This window comes from Acidibrevibacterium fodinaquatile (genome assembly GCF_003352165.1).
Classification (GTDB): Bacteria; Pseudomonadota; Alphaproteobacteria; order Acetobacterales; family Acetobacteraceae; genus Acidibrevibacterium; species Acidibrevibacterium fodinaquatile.
This window is the reverse complement of record NZ_CP029176.1, coordinates 2512635-2531041: the sequence shown is the minus strand read 5'-3', so window position 1 is coordinate 2531041 and position 18407 is coordinate 2512635. Positions and strand designations below refer to the sequence as shown.

17 protein-coding genes and 1 tRNA gene are annotated in these 18407 nt (G+C 64.5%); 4 read left to right on the top strand and 14 right to left on the bottom strand.

Annotation, left to right across the window (positions count from 1 at the left end):
- Positions 1–59 precede the first annotated feature (59 nt).
- The 14 genes from DEF76_RS12070 to DEF76_RS19380 all read right to left on the bottom strand — a co-directional run bounded on the left by DEF76_RS12070 (position 60) and on the right by DEF76_RS19380 (position 16178).
- Positions 60–362 carry a hypothetical protein gene (locus DEF76_RS12070; RefSeq protein ID WP_114912548.1) on the bottom strand — a complete coding sequence of 101 codons (303 nt, stop codon included), beginning with the start codon at positions 360–362 and terminating at the stop codon, positions 60–62.
- A gap of 58 nt (positions 363–420) precedes the next feature.
- On the bottom strand, positions 421–1917 hold the full coding sequence (locus DEF76_RS12065) for a sensor histidine kinase (RefSeq protein WP_114912547.1): 1497 nt from the start codon (positions 1915–1917) through the stop codon (positions 421–423).
- 10 nt (positions 1918–1927) lie between these two features.
- Entirely contained in the window at positions 1928–2611 is a 684-nt protein-coding gene (locus DEF76_RS12060; RefSeq protein ID WP_114912546.1) for a winged helix-turn-helix domain-containing protein, read from the bottom strand.
- Between the two features lie 7 nt (positions 2612–2618).
- On the bottom strand, positions 2619–3782 hold the full coding sequence (locus DEF76_RS12055; RefSeq protein WP_114912545.1) for a S1C family serine protease: 1164 nt from the start codon (positions 3780–3782) through the stop codon (positions 2619–2621).
- 77 nt (positions 3783–3859) lie between these two features.
- Positions 3860–4948, bottom strand: a complete 1089-nt coding sequence (locus tag DEF76_RS12050) for a trypsin-like peptidase domain-containing protein (protein ID WP_114912544.1) — start codon at positions 4946–4948, stop codon at positions 3860–3862.
- A gap of 86 nt (positions 4949–5034) precedes the next feature.
- Positions 5035–6327, bottom strand: a complete 1293-nt coding sequence (locus tag DEF76_RS12045; protein ID WP_275895710.1) for an ATP-dependent helicase C-terminal domain-containing protein — start codon at positions 6325–6327, stop codon at positions 5035–5037.
- Positions 6328–6436: 109 nt separating this feature from the next.
- Positions 6437–9649, bottom strand: a complete 3213-nt coding sequence (locus tag DEF76_RS12040) for a type I restriction endonuclease subunit R (protein ID WP_114912542.1) — start codon at positions 9647–9649, stop codon at positions 6437–6439.
- Between the two features lie 104 nt (positions 9650–9753).
- The gene (locus DEF76_RS19385) at positions 9754–9909 is read right to left on the bottom strand and encodes a hypothetical protein (protein ID WP_162800621.1); all 156 of its coding nucleotides are present in this window, start codon (positions 9907–9909) and stop codon (positions 9754–9756) included.
- Positions 9906–10463, bottom strand: a complete 558-nt coding sequence (locus DEF76_RS12035) for a hypothetical protein (protein WP_114912541.1) — start codon at positions 10461–10463, stop codon at positions 9906–9908. Before DEF76_RS12035 ends, DEF76_RS19385 begins: the two co-directional genes overlap by 4 nt.
- Positions 10464–10465: 2 nt before the next feature.
- Positions 10466–11155 (bottom strand): abortive infection family protein, encoded by a 690-nt coding sequence (locus tag DEF76_RS12030; RefSeq protein ID WP_114912540.1) that lies wholly within the window; start codon positions 11153–11155, stop codon positions 10466–10468.
- A 2-nt stretch (positions 11156–11157) separates the two neighbouring features.
- The gene (locus DEF76_RS12025; protein ID WP_114912539.1) at positions 11158–12435 is read right to left on the bottom strand and encodes a restriction endonuclease subunit S; all 1278 of its coding nucleotides are present in this window, start codon (positions 12433–12435) and stop codon (positions 11158–11160) included.
- Positions 12389–13984, bottom strand: a complete 1596-nt coding sequence (locus DEF76_RS12020) for a class I SAM-dependent DNA methyltransferase (RefSeq protein ID WP_114912538.1) — start codon at positions 13982–13984, stop codon at positions 12389–12391. The genes DEF76_RS12025 and DEF76_RS12020 overlap by 47 nt, the downstream gene beginning before the upstream one ends.
- Positions 13985–14032: 48 nt before the next feature.
- Positions 14033–15223, bottom strand: coding sequence for a CRISPR-associated endonuclease Cas1 (gene cas1 / locus DEF76_RS12015; RefSeq protein WP_162800620.1), 1191 nt, complete (start codon positions 15221–15223; stop codon positions 14033–14035).
- Positions 15213–16178, bottom strand: coding sequence for a hypothetical protein (locus DEF76_RS19380; RefSeq protein ID WP_162800619.1), 966 nt, complete (start codon positions 16176–16178; stop codon positions 15213–15215). The genes cas1 and DEF76_RS19380 overlap by 11 nt, the downstream gene beginning before the upstream one ends.
- A gap of 149 nt (positions 16179–16327) precedes the next feature.
- Between DEF76_RS19380 and DEF76_RS12005 the strand changes: the two genes are divergently transcribed.
- The 4 genes from DEF76_RS12005 to DEF76_RS11995 all read left to right on the top strand — a co-directional run bounded on the left by DEF76_RS12005 (position 16328) and on the right by DEF76_RS11995 (position 18392).
- Positions 16328–17116: a ParB/RepB/Spo0J family partition protein gene (locus DEF76_RS12005; protein WP_162800618.1), complete on the top strand. Its 789-nt coding sequence runs from the start codon at positions 16328–16330 to the stop codon at positions 17114–17116.
- A 5-nt stretch (positions 17117–17121) separates the two neighbouring features.
- A tRNA-Gly gene (locus DEF76_RS19375) sits at positions 17122–17197 on the top strand.
- A 2-nt stretch (positions 17198–17199) separates the two neighbouring features.
- The gene (locus tag DEF76_RS12000; RefSeq protein WP_162800617.1) at positions 17200–17820 is read left to right on the top strand and encodes a Mom family adenine methylcarbamoylation protein; all 621 of its coding nucleotides are present in this window, start codon (positions 17200–17202) and stop codon (positions 17818–17820) included.
- The gene (locus tag DEF76_RS11995) at positions 17817–18392 is read left to right on the top strand and encodes a hypothetical protein (RefSeq protein WP_114912533.1); all 576 of its coding nucleotides are present in this window, start codon (positions 17817–17819) and stop codon (positions 18390–18392) included. The genes DEF76_RS12000 and DEF76_RS11995 overlap by 4 nt, the downstream gene beginning before the upstream one ends.
- Positions 18393–18407 lie beyond the last annotated feature (15 nt).

Here is an 18407-nt window from a genome sequence, read left to right as displayed (position 1 = left end):
ACGGCACGCGCTTGTCAACGCCGGTAATGGCTTTGGGCGCCGAAAAATGCGCGGGGAGGCTACCGGCCGGCGACCGGCGGCGGCAGGTGCATCAGCATGAGCGCCCGGCGCAGGCGGATGATGCCGCCGCGGATCTGGCCGGCATGGCACATCTCTCGCCCCCGCTCGATGAGGGTATCGACCTCGGGGGCGAGGGTGATCGGCGTTTTCTGCGCTTCGGTGCTGGCTTGATGATAGAGTTGATTGCAGTAATCCGGCGTATCGGTGATGACGCGGGTCGCGTCCTCGACCGGCAGCAAGCTGATCACGATTGCTGCCGCTAGCACCAGGGCGCCGCCGGAGGCGAGGAGAAATGAACGCATCCGACGAGGTTTACGCCCGTCCGTCTCACCCGTTGCTGTGCGGCGGATGAACACGCGGTCAGGCATCGGCGCGCCCCCCGCGCGAGGGAAGGGTGAGGATGGCGCGCAGGCCCGGGGCGTTGTCGTCGAGCGTGAGCGTGCCGTCATGCAATTGCGCGACCGCGACCGCGAGGGCGAGCCCGAGACCAGACCCCGGGGTGTTGCGGGCGCTCTCGCCGCGATAGAAGCGCTCGGTGACGTGGCGGCGTTCCGCCTCCGGGATCCCGGGTCCCTGATCGGTGACGATGATCCTGACATGCGCACCGGCCTCTTCGCCGATCAGGCTGATCTCGCTGCCCGGGGGAGAGAATTTGAGCGCGTTATCGAGCAGATTGGCGACCGCCTGCTGGATCATGTCGCGATCGCCCGAGACCGCGAGCCGGGGCGGACAGCGCACGGTAAAGGCGATCTGCCGCTCTTCGGCGACGGCGCCATAGAGTTCGGCGAGGTCGGCGAGCAGGGGCGCGAGATCGACGCCGGTGAAGGCCGAACGCCGCGCCCCCGCCTCGATTTCGGCGATCCGCAAAATCGCCTGGAAAATCGCGACGATACCGTCGAGGTCGGCCTCGGCGCGCTCGATTGCGGCGCGGAGATCGGCCTCACCCGCGGCATGCGCGAGCGCATCCTCGAGCCGGGCGCGGGCGCGGGTGATCGGGGTGCGAAGATCGTGGGCGATGGCGTTGGAGACCTCGCGCACGCCATCCATCAGCCGGCCGATGCGCTCCAGCATATCGTTGATGGTTTCGGCGAGATGATCGAACTCGTCACCACGCCCGGAAAGGCGCACCCGCCGCGAGAGATCGCCAGCGCCGATCGCCGCCGTGGTGCGTGAAATATCGGCGAGGGTATTCTGCAGCACGCTCCGCACTAAAAGCGCGCCCGCGACGCCGAGCCCGGCGATCACCAAAAGCGCCCAAAGCAGGGCATCGGTCAGGACATGGCGGAGCCTGACGCGCGCCTCGACATCGCGCCCGACCAGAAGATGAAAGCCGCCGGGAAGATCGAAGGTGTGCACCCGCGCTAGCGAGCGGATATTGTCCCGCACGATCGGCAATTCATACCAATCGTCATTGGCGGCAACCCCCGGCGGCCAGCGATCGAGATTGCCGGCCAGCCGATGACCGCCGCCATCGACCAGCAGATAGATCGCGTCGTCATCGACATTCTCGACGAGGCGGTCACGGATGGTGACGATCAGCGCCGGCAACCCGCCCGCCTGCCAGCGTTCGTTCAAACCTTCGGCATCGGCGTGGATCGAGGCATCGACCTGGCGATCGAGGAGGGCGGCGGTGTCCCACCAGAGAAAGACGGCGAGCGCGAGCGCGCTCAAGCCGAACAGCGCCGCATAGAGGCCGGCGAAACGCAACCCCGCCGAGCGCAACAGCGCCGGCGGCGTCCAGCGGCCAGGGAGCCAGTGCCTTGGCAATCTTTGCCGGAGCCGGCCGAAAATGCCCTGCCGCCAACGATGCGTGCGTCGCCCGGGGACGAGGCTTGCGGCCGGGCCGGCTTCACGCATGCCGTCCGCCCTAATCCTCTTCCGGCCGCAGCATGTAGCCGGCGTTGCGGATGGTATGGATCAGCGCGCCTCGGAAGGGCTTGTCCACTTTTTGGCGCAGGCGCGAGACATGCACGTCAATCACGTTGGTCTGGGGATCGAAATGATAGTCCCACACCCCTTCGAGCAGCATGGTGCGCGTCACGACCTGGCCGACATGGCGCATCAGATATTCGAGGAGGCGGAATTCGCGCGGCTGCAGGTCGATTTTCTGGCCGGCGCGGCGCACGCTGCGGGCCAGCAGATCCATCTCGAGATCGCCGACCGTGAGCTTGGTCTGCGGTCCTTCGTTCTTGCTGCGCCTGGTCAGCGCCTCGACCCGGGCGAGAAGTTCGGCGAACACGAAGGGTTTGGTGAGGTAATCATCGCCGCCGGCTTTGAGGCCGCGAATGCGGTCATCGACCTGGGCGAGCGCCGAGAGGAACAGCACCGGGGTATGGTTGTTCTGTGCCCGCAGCGTTTCCAAAAGCCGCAGACCATCGACACCGCCCGGCAGCATGCGGTCAAGGATGATGGCGTCGAAATTTTCGCTGGCGGCGAGAAAGAGCCCATCGCGGCCATTATCCGCATGTTCGACGATGTGCCCCGCCTCGCGCAGCCCCTTGGCGACAAAGCCACCGACATCTTTGTCATCCTCGACCAGCAGAATGCGCATATCCGCTCTATCCTCCTCCGAGTTGCGGCCGCCGGCCGATGATCACCGGCAATTCAATGTCGTTTCCCTTGCGCCGCACCGTCAGCGTGACGGCGCTTCCCGGCGGGAGGGCGGCGATGGCGCGTACCACGTCGCGCGGCGTGTCCATTTCCATGCCATTGACCGCAAGGATGCGGTCACGCACCCGCAAGCCCCCGTTGGCGCCGGGGCCGCCCGGCTGCAGCGCATCGATCTCGACCCCGTCATCCTGCGCCGCCAGCGGATTGCCGGTAAAGCGGATGCCGAGCCAGCCACGTTCGATATGGTGTTCGGCGCGCAGGGTGTTGATCACGGAAAGGGCGAATTCGCTCGGAATGGCAAAGCCGATGCCGACCGAACCGCCGTTGGGCGCCTCGGTCGCGGTGTTGATGCCGACCACGCGGCCCTTGGCGTCGAACAGCGGGCCACCGGAATTGCCGGGATTGATGGCGACATTGACCTGCAGGAAATCATCATAGGGATCGGCGCCGATATCGCGGCCGCGGGCAGAGAAAACGCCGGCCGAAATCGAGGTGCCGAGGCCGAACGGGTTGCCGATCGCGATCACCCAGTCACCCGGCCTGAGGCCCGCCGACGGCGCCCAACTCACCACCGGCAGCGGGTGCGGCGGATCGACGCGGAGGATGGCGATATCGCTGAAATCATCGGCGCCGACGACGCGCGCCGGCAGGATGGTGCCGTCGATGAGCGTCACGTCGAGGGCGGCAGCTTTGGCGATGACGTGATTATTGGTGACGATCAGGCCGGAGCGGTCGATAATGAAGCCGGAGCCGACCAGCTTCACATGCCGCGCGCGCATGCGCTCACGGAACAGTTTTTCCATCGGCGTGCCGTTCATGGTGTTCGGCATCGGCGGCGTCCCGGTATTCGGCGTGCCGCTCACGCTCTTTTGTTCGCTCTTTGGTTCCGAAGGCGGCGCGGGTGCGGCCGCTTGCTCGGTCACCGGGTCGTCGATCAGGGCGGTGACCGCGATATTGACCACTGACGGCCAGACCTTCTCAACGACATCGGCGAAGCTCGCCGGCATGTCATCGGCCTTCGTCGTGCCGCCGCTGAAGAGGAGGAGCGGCAGCGCCACCGCAGCGATGGCAGTGGCCTTCGCGCGCCGGAAATCTGTCATCTTACGGGTCATGGGTGCGTTTTCTCCGGGCCCTCGTCACCGATTATGAGAGTCGCCCATCATGGGGATGATGATACGCCAAAGCGCCGTCAGTCGGCACGCATCGGCGGGCGATGGCCGACGGTGACGTTGATCTGGATAGCCTTGCCACCGCGAAACACCGTGAGACGCGCGTTACGCCCCGGCGGGATGGCAGCAACGGCACGGATCAAGCCCTGTGTATTATAGACCGGCTGGCCGTTGACCGAAAGAATGATGTCGCCGCTGCGCACGCCCGAGAGTGCCGCCGGACCGGCCTGCACGATTTGGGTCACGGCGACGCCGGGGTCATTGCCGTTGTCGGGCAGATCCTCGAGCGCGACCCCGAGCCAGCCGCGATCGATATGGCCATGCGCGACCAGAGCGGCGACGATACTGCGCGCCTCGTCGCTCGGGATGGCGAAGGCGATGCCGACCGAGCCGCCGGAGGGCGAGACGATGGCGGTGTTGATGCCGACCACCTCCCCCTTCATGTTAAAGATCGGGCCGCCGGAATTGCCCGGATTGACCGGCGCGTCGATCTGCAGGAAATCATCGAACGGGCCGGTCTCGATGTCGCGCCCACGCGCCGAGACGATGCCGGCGGTGATCGAATTGGCGAGGCCGAACGGATTGCCCGCCGCCAGCACCCAGTCCCCGACCTCGACAGTGCGCGAACTGCCCCAAGCGACCACCGGCAAGGCGCGCGGTGGGGAGACCTTCAACACCGCGAGATCGGTGAGTTCGTCGGCGCCGATCACCCGCGCCGGGAGCGAGGTGCCGTCGGCGAGCGTCACCTCGATATCCTTCGCGATCCCGACGACGTGGTTATTGGTGACGATGAGGCCGCTGGCATCGACGATGAAGCCGGCGCCGGCGTCGGTCGCCTTCTCGGGGCGACGGCGGAGCTGTTCGCGGAACTGTTTTTCGAACGGCGTGCCGCGCAACGCCGGCGGCAGCGCATCGAGCGCCTCGTTGGTGTTGAGCGGCTCGGTGACGGCGATGCTGACGACGCCGGGCAAAACTTTATGGACCAGCGGCGCGAAGGAGGGCGGGCCATCATCAGCCCAAGCCGGCAGGGCGGCCGCGGCGATCGGCATCGCGAGCAGTAAGGCACCGGCCGCATGCATCCAGCCAGACAATGGTATAGGCCCACGCATCGTATTTCTCCAAGCCTTTCGCGTCTTCGCCGAAATGGCACCGCGCCGCCGCCGAAACAAGCCTCTGATACCACGATATCAGGCGGTTAGGGCGGATTTTTGCGACGCATCGGCGCCGTCGCGGGGTTTTCCGGCCAGGGGTGACGCGGATAGCGCCCGCGCATGTCGCGCCGCACCTCGGCCCAGCCGCTCCGCCAAAATCCGGCGAGGTCGCCGGTGATCGCGATCGGCCGCCCGGCAGGGGACAGCAGCGCGATGCGGAGCGGGATACGCCCGCCGGCGAGTTGCGGCGTCGCGTCGAGGCCAAAGAAGATCTGCGCGCGCGCGGAGGCAAGCGGCGTCTCGCCGGTGTAATCGATCGCCGCCCGGCCGCCGGGAAGCTCGAGAGACTCGGGCAAGTCGCGTGTAAGTGCCGTCCGCTGCGCGTGATCGAGGCTCGCGAGAAGAAACCCGGCAAGGTCGAAGCCGGCAAGATCGGCGGCGCGTTCAAGGGCCACTGTTCCTTCGACGAGAGCGCTCGCGAGGCGTGCGGCGATGGCGGCGTCGGTCATCTCGGGCCAGGGGGCGCGCGATGCGTCAATGGCAGCGATCCGGGCGATCCGCGCTTGGGTCTGGCGGGCGCGATCATGCCAGGGGAGCCGCGCGGGATCGGCGGTGATCCAGGCGCCGAGCCCGGCCGCGCGCGCCTCGGTGGACGCGGGAAGGGTGCGATCCTCGAGGATCAGCGCGCCGAGGCGGCGACGACGACGGGCAAAAACCTCGCCGCTCGCCGGATCGACGCTGGTCTCGACGGTTTCGCTGATGCGCGCCGCAAGGGCGGGCGGCAGGCACGCGGGATCGAGGGTGGCGGCGAGGCGAATCCGCGCAGCCCCCTTCGCGTCGAGGCTGGCCGCGACCAAAAGCGGGGCGCGGGCGAGCGGATCGCTTGGCGAAAGCCGCGCGCCACCGCCGCCCGAGAGCCGGAAACTGCCCGGCTCGCCGCGCCGCGCCGCGATGCGATCGGGAAATGCGGCGGCCAGCAAGCGCCCGGGTGCGCCCGGATCGAAGGCGGCGTCGCTCCTGTGTCCGTCCGTGACGCCGAGGCGGCGGCGATAGTGCCGCGCCGTTTGACGAAGACGCGCGATCGCGCGACCGGCATCGCGCCCGCCGTCAGCCAAAAGCCCGAGGCGAAGCGCGATATCGGCGGGCGCATCGGGCCCGCCGAGCGGGTCTCTTTCCTCCAGTAATGCAGAAAGATCGGCCGCTAGGGCTTTATCAGAACTATCATTCGCCGCCAGCATCATCGCCGCGAGGCGGGGTGCCGCGCCAAGTTCAGCCATCGCGCGCCCGGCTTCGGTCAGATGGTTGTCGTCGTCCAACGCGCCGAGCGCGCGGAGCAGCGCCTGGGCTGCCGCTAGCGCGCCGGCGGGCGGCGGGTCGAGGAAGGGCAGGGCCTCGGGGGCGGTGGGGATATAGCGATCGTCAAATCAGCTCCCAATTTGGCAGCACTCACGGGGTTGTGAAGGTTGAAGGGGCGGGTGGCCGCATGGCGGTCGATCCAGGGAGGAGGCATTGGGTTCCCACGGGGCAGCTCGAATGTTGCGTTGTCATCAGAACCAAACTTTCGGCCAATTCTGTTGCCTGTTGGAGCACCAGATCGACGGCCGCTTTTTGGAGATCGGGCGGGTAGCCATAGCGAGCCAGGAGCTTGCGGACCTCGATTCGCATTTTTGCCCGAACGCTTTCCTTGCGGGTCCAGTCGATCGTCGCTGAGTTGCGGATCGTCTTTAGTAGAATCTGGGCGAGCATGCGCAACTGTTCATGCTGCATCAATTCTCGTGCCGATCCGTTCTCGGCCAGGGCGTCATAGAAGGCCAGCTCTTCGGCGGTCAGGCCAAGCTCCGTCCCCCGGGCGCTCGCAGCACTGACATCGGAGGCCAGTTCAATTAGCTCTTCGATCACTTGGACGCTATCGATGGCGCGGTTGTGGTAACGACGCAGGGTCTCGTCCAGCCGCTCGCTCAGCTTGCGCGCCTGGACGATATTCGCCCGCGAGCGGGCCTTGATCTCCCCCGCCAGCAGCCGCCGTAGTGTCTCGATCGCAAGATGCTTCTCCTTTGTCTGCCTGACCTCGGCCAGGAACTCGTCTGAAAGGATCGCAAAGTCTGGCTGCTCCAGACCGGCAGATTTGAACACATCAAGAATACCGTCCGCCATGACGGCCCGGGACAGGAGTTGGCGGATGTCCTGCTCCACTCGAACACGATCCCGTCCACTCCCCACCGTGTATTTGAGCAGGTTCGCCCGCAAGGCGGCGATCAGGGCGATCCCATCGCGGCGAGCCGTGACCCGCTCGTCCCCGGCGCTGATCGCATAGGCGGCTTCCAGTTCGGTCGCGACGTTCACGAATGCGTCCCGCCGGCCATGCGCAAGCAGATGTTCGAGGCACTGCTTCAGCACGGTGAGCCGGCTGGCAGGCGTGCCCCCGAAGAAATCGCGCCAGGGAGAGCCGTCCAGTAGCGCTTCGGCACTCTCAAGCCGCATGAGCGTCTGGCGCACAGCCTCGTCGGGATCAACCCGCACTTGGTCGCGATCACGTGCGCTGTATTGGGCGAGCGCGGCGCGCAGCTCCACCCCGATCCCAAGGTAATCGACGATCAGCCCCCCTGGCTTATCTCCCCAAACACGGTTTACCCGCGCGATCGCCTGCATCAGCCCGTGTCCACGCATAGGCTTGTCGATGTAGAGGGTGTGCAGCGACGGGGCGTCGAACCCGGTCAGCCACATATCGCGCACGATTACGAGGTCGAAGCCCGAGCCCGGCCGCTTGAACCGCTCCGCCAGAGTCTCCAGGCGCTTCTTGCTGCGTAGATGCGGTTGCAGTTCCTCGGGCTCGGCATTCCCCTGTCCCGTGATGACCACCTTGAGCAAGCCCGTCGTGTCATCGCGGGGATCTGCCGAGACCCATTTCGGACGCAGTGCCGCGATCCGGTCGTAAAGCGCCACCGCGACCCGGCGGCTGATGGTCACGATCATGCCCTTACCGCCGGCCATGGCCTCGCGCCGATGTTCGAAATGCTCGACGATATCGGCGGCAAGGACGGCAACTCGGTCGGGCGCGCCGACCACCTCCTCAAACCGGGTCAGCTTGCTTTTGCAGCGCTCCAGCGCGGCCTCGTCGCCCTCGGTCAACTCCTCCGCCAGTTCGTCAAGCTCGGCGCGTTCCTGCTCGCTCAAGCGTAAATGGAGCTTGGCTAGCCGAGCCGTATAGTAGATCGGCACGATCGCCTTGTCGGCGACCGCCTGCGTCATGTCGTAGGTGTCGATCACGTCACCGAACACATCGCGCGTATCTCGGTCTTTCGTCTCGATGGGGGTACCGGTGAAGCCTACGAAGGTTGCCTTGGGCAGGGCCTGGCGCATGTAGGCAGCGAACCCCGCTGTCTCGCGGATGCCATCTTCGCTCCGCACGAACCGCTTCTTGAGCCCGTACTGGGTTCGATGCGCCTCATCGGCGATGACGATCACGTTGCTCCGCGCGGTCAGGAGCGGATGTTCGCCATCAGTGCCCCGGAATTTCTGGATGGCGGCAAATACGATCCCGCCAATATCGACCGACAGCCGACGGCGCGCTTCCGCGGCGCTGTCCGCCTTTTGCGGAATCCCGCGCAAGGCGGCGCCGTGCGCGCAAAAAGTGCCGAACAGCTGATCGTCAAGGTCATTCCGGTCGGTGAGCAGCATGATCGTCGGATTGCGCAAAGCCTTGGCGAGCTGGAGCTGGCGGACGAAGAACAGCATCGTCAGGGACTTGCCCGAACCCTGCGTGTGCCAGATGACGCCACCCTTGCGCCCGCCATTCGCTCCCGCCGCGTGGACGGTCGAGGCCAACGCCTTCCGCACCGCGTGGAACTGGTGATAGCCGGCGAGTTTTTTCGACTTCACCACCCCGTCGGCCATCTCGAAGGCCACGTAATCCACGACCAGATCGAGAAACCGCTCGGGCGCGAAGACACCGCGGATCAGCACCTCCAGTTCCGGCCGCCCGGTATCATCGGGCCGGTCTCCGTCGATGGTCCGCCAGGGCGCGAAGCGATCCCGCCCTGCCGTCAAAGACCCGATCCGCGCCTCGGTCCCGTCGCTGATCACCAGCACCTGGTTGAAGCGTAGCAGCTCCGGCACCTTCGCCTTGTAGTTCTGCAACTGCGTGTGCGCGGTCTCCAATGTCGCCCGCGCGTCCGAGGGGCTTTTCAGCTCGATCAGGCCGAGCGGCAGGCCGTTGACGAAGGCCACGAGATCGGCCCGGATCGTCTCATGCCGCCCCTGGATCGTCACCTGGTTGGCGATCAAAAGACGGTTGGCGCGCGGGTTTTCCCGGTCGAGCAAGCGCAGGCCAATGGTCCGGCTCTCGCCACCTTCGTTGATCTCCACCGGCACGCCGGAGGCGAGCAGCGGGTGGAAGACACGGTTGTTTTCCAACAAATCTTGGCTGGTGGCGGCGAGCACGGTGCGCACCGCCGCGTCGATCATCGCCGGGGCCGCGTCCGGATTAAGGGTGGCGAGCGCGCCGCGCAGCTCCGGCTCCAGCACCGCCTGGCGGTAATCCGTCCGCGCTCCGAGTTTTCCATCTGGCGACAAGTCCTCGCCGCGTACGATGCGCCATCCGATCAGATCGAACCAGGAGAGGGCGGCCAGCTCGACATGGGATTCGGGGAGCGCGGCCATGGCCTATGCCTGCTTGTGGATCACGGCTGCACGCCAAAGCTGGTTGTCGATCACGAACGCGCCTTTTGTGATACGCAAACTGGATTGCCGTTCATCCGTGCGCGTCAAAACACAGCCCTTCCTTCGGTGATATTCGGCAGCTCGGCGAAGGCGCGGACGGCCGCATGGCGGCCACTGGCGCGGCCGATCGAAGGCGGCAGGTGTCGCCAGTCCAGCGAAGCAGGCGAGAATTTGCCATCGGGATTGGTGGCGGCAATCATGGGGCCACGCCGCGGTTGGAAGGATAGCGCGCGACGTTGCCGTCACTATGGACCCGCTCAAACGCATCGAAAATGGCGTGCGTGACGGCGCGTAGGTGATGAAAGTCAACCCATATTTCTGGCTCCGCCCCCGCGTGACAGGAGTCCGCATACCGGAAGGCTGTCGATCTCGGATCAAGGGCTTGAATTTCGCTAATCCGGTCGCAGAGCCAGTTGACCTGATCGGCGCGATAGCGGCCCTCAAGCTGGGCCATCAACGCCGCCCCAAGCTTCCCCAGGCCATGGTTTTTGGTCGATCCCGGAAACAGTGCCTTCAAATAAAGCTCTACCGCATGCCGATAGCAAAATAGAATTGGGTCGATCGCTTCCCAGGATTCTCCGGCCTCGCCAGCCAGATGGAGCAGCCGGTCCGCGGCCGTTCGGTACGCGCGGGCCATCTCGACCGTCTCGCGACCTGACGCCCCGGCCCAGTTCACCAGCAGGACGCCGTATTGCTCCCCCATGTCATCGGGTGGGTCTTCAAAGATCGGCCGGGACGTGTCGAAGTCCGGCATGATCAAGCCGCCTCCTGGTCTGACGCTGCGGCGTTCTGCTCGGCTGCCCAGGCAGCCCTCTGGTCATTGTATAGGGTTGGATCAAGGGCATGCAGAATGCGGCTGGGCTGGAACCAAGCCCCGACGATCTCGACCATGCCGTATTCGTCATCCAGCCATTCATTGAACCCAGCAAAATCGTCGTAGCGTTCGGGCTCCGGCTCGGGCGCATCTGCCGAAGGCCGGCTCCAGGCCACATCGAACAGGAATCTGACCAGCGCATCGCAGAGGCCGCCCAGCATTCGCGCATGTTGGCGTTGCAGGGTGCCCCAATCGAGAGAGCCGCCGTGGCGCAACCCAGGGATATTGCTCAGTTCCGCAAGTGCCGAGATGGTGCCGTTGATCGAGCCGAGAAGCTTCTTGATGACAGCATCGATCTCGGCAGCGTCCGGGTGGTTGCGGATCGAGAAGTCCAGTGCCTTGACTATTCGGCCATTCCGCGCCGGAAATTCCGTGACGCCGCTCAAATCGACGCCAATTATGGGCGCTATCGTCAGTTGAACCGTTTCGAACAGCGTGCGCACGCTTTGCAGGCAAAAAGCCGGCTGATTCTCAATGCTGTTCTCTAGGGATTCGACATGGATACGTAGATTCCCGACTCGATCCGGGTGATCCTCCATCAGCGCGCGTAGCATTTGGAGGGTGTAGGGCATGGTCAGGCCGCCGCAATGCGCTGCTCGGCGTCCGCGATGCGCAACTCACCGGAAATTAGCTTCGGAAGGAGCGTGTCGCGGAGGGTGGCGAGCGTCTGCGCCTCTTGAGCGGACGCCGTTATTCGTCCGACGAGTGCTTCTGCAATCTTCGCGAAAGCATCGAGGACCGGCAGTGGCGGCGCGAGCATGGGAAGCTGGCGAAGGACAGATTTGCTGATCTCTGGAAAGGTTGATCCGCCAGCATTGCCAGTGATCATGTCCATGTTCGCAGCACACCATGCCCAGGCATAGGTCGTGCTGACACGTCTCTTGATGATGCCTGCGAAGCCCTGGTTAATCGCAGTTGGCTGTGTGACGAACGCCATATAGCCGATCGGGGCACGAGACGACAGAAGGAGGCTGCCAACGGGCAGAAGACCGGAACTACACCTTTGCAACCCTGCATCCGTCAGTCGGCGGGCCGTCTGCAGAAGTACAGGCGACTGCAATGCAGACAGGTCTTTCGGCGTCGCCCATTGGTGCGGGCCGCCCCAGAACGTGGCATCCTCGGTTGAAGGCGTATTTCCACCGCTGATTTCGAAGAGGCGCGAGAACGGCTCTATTGTCCATCCCTCCGGCAATCCACCCTTCCCGAACCTGTCCGGGAACAGGGCGGCGAGGTCGTCGGGCAGGCCGGTGGGGCGGCCTTCGGCTTTGGCGCGGACGGGGTCGAAATCGACGAACCAGCTTTTGAAGATCGCCCGCGCCATCCTCTCCAGCGTCTCCGCTATGCGGCGGTTCAGTTCGATCTTGTCATCCAGCGACCCAAGCAATTCAACGATATGGCGTTGGGCACGGAGAGGCGGGGCTGGGACCAGAATCCGATTAAGGTTTGCCTGCGTCAACTTCGGCATCACTGCACCGGTTAGGTAAGCGGTGATGTCCGCCTGCTGCAATGCGTAACTCAAATACCGTGTTAGATTTTCGCTATTTGCCTCGATGACATGTGCATGATTGTTGACCCAAAAGCGGCCACGCGCAATGAATGCTATCGGCGTTTGCCTGGTTCGGAGATTTTCGCCGTCCTCGGCGACCAAAAGGTACTCTCCGTCGAATAGGTATCCATCTACATAATCCACGATTCCTGACGCACCGTAATATGGATATTCCCCACTTCTTCGATCAGACTCCTTGACCGGCAATCGCCGCGCATCATGATTGATGCTTAGGGCTGCGAGTGGCTTCCATTCCCACTCACCACCCATAGCCGACCCCGCCCAGCGCATCGCGAATGCGCTCATCCAGCCGTGCGCCTTCCTCCATCTGCTCGCGCAGCGTCGCCGTCAGCCGCGCCATCTTCTCCGCGAACGGTTCCTCATCCGCCTCCGCCTCGGCCGTCCCGACATAGCGGCCCGGCGTCAGGACAAAGCCTTGCGCCGCGATCTCTGCGGTCGTCGCTGCCTTGCAGAACCCTGCCTCGTCCGCGTAGCGCCCGCCCTTCTCGCGCCAGGCGTGGTAGGCATCCGCCACGCGGGCGATATCGGCCTCGGTCAGCACCTTCAGCGTGCGGGTCTCCATTGTGCCGAGGGCGCGCGCATCGATGAACAGCGTCTCCCGCCGCCGGTCGCGCAGGGTCATGTCGCGCACCAGCCCGTTGGACTTGTCGCGCGTCAGGAACCACAGGCTGACGGGGATCTGGGTCGTTGCAAACAACTGCCCCGGCAGGCTAACGATGCAATCGACCAGATCGGCCTCGACCAGCGCCCGCCTGATCTCTCCCTCGCCCGATTGCTGGCTGGACAACGCGCCATTGGCCAGCACGAAGCCCGCGTAGCCGTGCGGGGCCAGGTGATGAATGAAATGCTGCACCCAGGCGAAATTGGCGTTGCCCGCGGGCGGCACGCCATAGACCCAGCGCGGGTCATTGCGCCGTCGCTCCCCGCCCCAGTCGCTGTCGTTGAAGGGCGGATTGGCCAGCACGAAATCGGCCTTCAACCCCGGGTGCAAATCCTCATGGAAACTATCCGCCCATTTGGCGCCGAGGTCGGCCTCGATCCCGCGGATGGCGAGGTTCATCTTGGCCAGCCGCCAGGTGGTGGGGTTCGACTCCTGGCCAAAGATGGAGACGTCGAAGCGCTTGCCGTCATGCGCCTCCACGAACCGCTCGGATTGGACGAACATGCCGCCGGAGCCGCAGCACGGGTCGAACACGCGGCCCTTGAACGGTTGCAGCATCTCCACCAGCAGACGGACGACGCAGCCGGCGGTGTAGTACTGGCCGCCGCGCTTGCCCTCGGCGATGGCGAACTGGCCGAGGAAATACTCATACACCCGGCCCAGCATGTCCTGGCCGTGATGCGCATCCTGGAAGGTCAGATCGGAAAAGAGTTTTACCACTTCGGCGAGGCGGGTTTGGTCGAGTTCCGGGCGCGCGTAGTTCTTGGTCAGCACGCCTTTCAGACTCGGGTTCTCCGCTTCCAGCGCCAGCATGGCCTGGTCGATCAGCGCCCCGATTGTCGGGTCAACACTGGTCGCGTTGGCCTTGAGGAAGTCCCAGCGCGCACGTTCCGGCACCCAGAAGACGTTTTCCTCGGTGTAGGAGTCGCGATCCTCGGCCAGTTCGGCGCGCAAATCGGCGGGCGTGTCCGGATCGGCCAGAACCTGCGCGCGGCGCTCCGCGAAGCGGTCGGAAATGTATTTCAGGAAGATCAGCCCGAGGGCGACGTGCTTGTATTCCGCGGCATCCATGTTGCCGCGCAGCTTGTCCGCCGCTGCCCAGAGTGTGGCCTCGACGGACTGCTTCGATGGTGCCTCACGGGCCGCCGCTCTCGATCCCGGACCTCTTGCCACGCGCTTCCTCCGCTTACACCCATAGCATGAATTGGCTTGGGGTAGGCGTCAAACCGGCGATTGCCTCGTCTCGGCGGGGCCGGCCACCCTCTTTTGCGCCAGCCACGCCTTGCTGCGGTGTGGGATGGCGAGCGGTGGGGTGTGGCCAAGGCGCCTCAAGAACGCGGCCAGGAGGGGGGAGATGCCCTCGATTGGGCCGATGTCGGCGACGAGGCGGCGGGCAAGCGCCGGGTGCAGGCGGCAGGTGCCATCGGCGCTGAGGGTAAAATCCGCCGGGGTGAAGGTTTGGCCAGCTATGACGCCGAGCACGATGCGATCCACCGTCGGGCGTAAGGGCTCCAGAAGATCGAGGATCAGCGCCGGGCGGTCGGGACGCTGATCGTGGAGAAAGCCGGTTGCCGGGTCGAGGCCGATGCGCGCGGTCTCGATACGGATTTGGCTTTCCAGAACCGCATAGGCGTAATTCAGCATTGCCTGGGCCGGATGGGTGGCATTGCGGCTGCGGGCTTGGGCGCGCGAGCGGCGCGGGCCGATGCGGCGCCAGGTCTCGGGGATCGGCTTGCGCGTGGTGCTTTTCCAGGTGATTGGCAGATCACGCCAGGTATCGAAATAGAGCTGCGCGCATTTTCCCTCGATGCCGAGCAGAGCGGTCTTTGGCCCAGCGAAGGGCTGGCTGAGGCGGTCGATCTCTGCATTGACAAGGGCGAGCGCGGCCTTGCGCGCGGTGCTATCCGAAAGGGCCGCGAGTAGGGTCTGACGCGCGGCGATCAGTTTTTCCCGCACCAACCAAGTCGCAATGGCGCCGGCGCGTTTGGGGTCATGCGCCGCAGCGACTTGCAAGGCGAGCAGGCCGGGATCGTTGCCGATGCTGCGCTGGCCGATCGCGGCGAGCACGTTGCCACGATAGTCGAGTTGAATGAGCGGGATGTCTTGCGCAGCGAGCCAAGCGAGCACGTCGAGCGTAAGGGCGCCGCTGCCATCGAGCAGGATGATGCGCGCCGGCCGCTCTTGGTCGCCGGGGAAAAACCGCCAAGTCTCGCGGATTTGCGGATAGTGTGTGAAGCCATTTTGGATTTCGAGCGCACCGTTGTTGATGTGCAACCGCATCCCGTGGCCGCTCAGAATGAGCGGCTGGCGTTCGGCGTAACGTCGTTTACCAATACCCTGCTGTCGGGCCCAGCGACGCGCAGAGTCAGCCCAGTCGGCGCTATCGTTCTCGCTCGAAACGCTAGGGTGCATGCAAAAACCCTCCTGCCAACGCCCAGTCGCACACGTCATCAATTGTGCTTGCGAGGCATGCTATGTCGGGCACTTTGCGGAGACCGTGGAGAAACAACACGTATGAGACGAAATTCCATGGAAATTGCAACGAGGCTTGCCCGGCCACCTCGAAAGCAGATGCAATGCCGGCGAGATTTGGTGCATAGTGACGAATCAACCGACTGATCAAAAAAAACGCTCGACGCTTTTTCCTAAGCAGAATCCGAGCGCTCTCAAAATGCCGCTTGTCGAGGTTCCGAATCGTCTCTTCCGCAGAGTTAGGAGAAGCGACGTCATTTTTATCCTCTCTGAGCTGAGCAAGTCCCTTCAAATCCAAGCATATCCCACTCGGCGGTATATTTTCAGAGGTATAGGACGGAAAAAACTTCGAGATAATATTCTCCAGGATCATCGGAGAAAACTCTATGCCGAAGCGCGCGCTATCGTAAAATGCTGCCTTGACCTCGGGAGGAATGATATCAGAGACCGGACGGAGACGTTCATCGGGTGGACGTTCGACGGCTCGCACCCTACGGGTTTGACCAGAACGAGGAGACAGCGGCGGGCCAGGATCAGCTCGATGCGGATGGAAAGCTCGACGAATGAGACGACGATATTCGCGCCCCATGGCAGCGCGGACATCGCGTGAAATTGGATCGGCATTCTGCAACCAAATCACGATCCGCAGAGCGTCAAATGTCATCGCCCCGTATTTCTTTCCTAATCCCTTTGCCCGGCACAGCCGTAGGACACGTGCATAGCTCTTTGCCGACCATTCCCACTGCGGCACCCGCGTCCCCGTGCCCTTGAGCCGGGCCGGCCCAGGGACAAGCGCCTCGTGGACCCAGTCCGCAAGCTGCCGCGGGGTCACCCGCAAGCCGTAGCGTGGCTGCGACCAACGGTTGGCGCGATCAAGGAGTTCATCCCGATTCATCGTGATGCTGCCATGAAGCAGTGTGACCTCCGAAGTTGGTGCAGCACGAGATCACGGAACGCTCCTTCTGGCAACAACTATCACTGATTTTGGTAGTTTGGTGTCGGCTCATATCCTACGTCACGAGGGCATCCACCGCGGAGGCCACCATGAACCAGTCTTCAGTTCCAGTAAGAAGGGTTGTAGCCGACCCGGCCCTCCAGCCCCGGGTTGACGGCATCGACCCTGATCATGTCAGGGCATTGGAGGCCGTACCCGAAGCCTGGCCGCCGCTGCGCGTGGTGGTGCAGGGCGACGGCTTCCTGCTGATTGACGGGTTCCACCGGCTGGCTGCCGCGCAGAACCTTGGACTGGCCGAGGTGCCGGTGGAGGTTCTGGACCCTCCGGCGGACGGCGACCTGACCAGCCTCGCCTTTGCCTTCAACGTCGCACATGGAAGGCCGCTGACGCTGGCGGACCGGCGGGCCTTCGCTAGGCGCCTTCTCCATCAGCACCCCGACTGGTCAGACCGGGAGATCGGCCGCCGCGCCGGGCTGGTGCAGCCCACGATCGCCAAAGTCCGCCAGGACTTGGAGCGGGATGCCGCCATCGCCCCCGCCGAGACACGGCGCGGTCGGGATGGGCGCGTCTATCCAGCCTCGCCAGCATCATCGAGCCGCTCTATCGTCGATGTCATCAGCGATGTGATCGAGCGGGCGACCACACCGGCCGAGCGCATCCAGCAACGCGAGATCGTTCGCCATCTGGAACGCCTCGCAGTCATGCTGGAAACGCTGGACAATCTCGCGGGCTTCTCAACGATCAAGGCAGGCGTCGATGCCTGCCGCGCCGTTCTCGGTGAGGCGAAGGCACGGGAACTGGCAGAGCGCCTTGGCTGGTCGAGCGGCAACGTCCTCGCCGTCGCCGAGGCGCTTGGTTACGAGGCAGCGGCTTCCTGATGTCGGCGCGGGTCGTTCAAGAGCAGGATAGCGCGGTTTCCCCCGCGCAGATGGCGGTGCGAGTCCGACCCCCGCGCTCCAACTTGAAAGCGCTCAGCGTGCGCCCGGTTTCGCCATTGGTGGTGCGGCGGCTGATCGTCGATCACCACTACCTGCACAGCATGCCGGCCGCCACGTGGCGCTGCTTTGGGGTCTATGCCGGTGCGGAACTGGTAGGCGGCGCGGTGTTCACCGCCGGGCCGCGCCATGGTTGGCGGCTGATGCGAGGCGGTCGGCCGCAGCATGTGGCGACGCTCGCCCGGCTATGGCTCGCCGATGATTTACCCAAGAATGCAGAAAGCCGCGTCATCGGCGTTATCCTGCGCCTGCTGCGCCAGGAAAATATCTGGAAGCTCGTGCTTTCCTATGCTGATCCGACGGTTGGGCATCGGGGCACGATCTATCAGGCTACCGGCTGGCTCTATCTCGGCCGCGGCAGTCCGGGGAGCTATGTCGATCTCGGGGATGGCAAGCCATGCCATCCGCGCACCGTCTATGGCACGCTCGGGGCCAACGGCGTCGGGCATCTGCGCCGCACCGGTATCCCGGCCAAGCGCTATCTGATCGGCGGCAAGCACCGCTATGTCTATGTGCTCGATCCCGCCTGGCGCTGGCGGTTGCGCGATACGCCGCAGCCCTACCCGCGCAACGATCACGCGCCATGAGCCGGCGTCCGCGCGACTACCGTGCCGAATATGCCCGCCGCATCGCACGCGGTGCCATGCGCGGCCTTAGCCGATCGCAGGCGCGGGGGCATCCACGACAGACAGAAGCGCAACTGCGAATAAAGATGCCTGCTTTCAGCCGCCAGCTCGAAGCAGGGCTACGCGCGATCAAATCCGGGCAAAGCCTGAGCGAGGCTGCTCGCAGCGTCCATGTCGCGCCGGAACGGCTGCGACGCTATCTCGCCGCTTCCGGCATTGCCGAGAAGCGCGGCGGACGCTGGACCGTTGGCCCGGACGATACGCGCATCCGACAGATGCTGCTCTACAGCCAGGGTGCTCCCATGGTCGTGAACGTCACGCCGGCCGAGGCCGACATCATCGGCCGCTATATGGCGGCGGTCGGGCGGTTCCTGGAAAGCAATGATCCAGCCAATCTCGACCCGTTCGTGGGTGAGGCAGTCACCGACACCGCTGGCCACCGCTATCCCCTCGAGACCGATCCGAATGCGCTCTATCGGCTGGACGCCAGCGGCGGCGAGACCTTCGAGGATGTCTATCGAATTGTCGTTTGATAATGGAGAACAGCC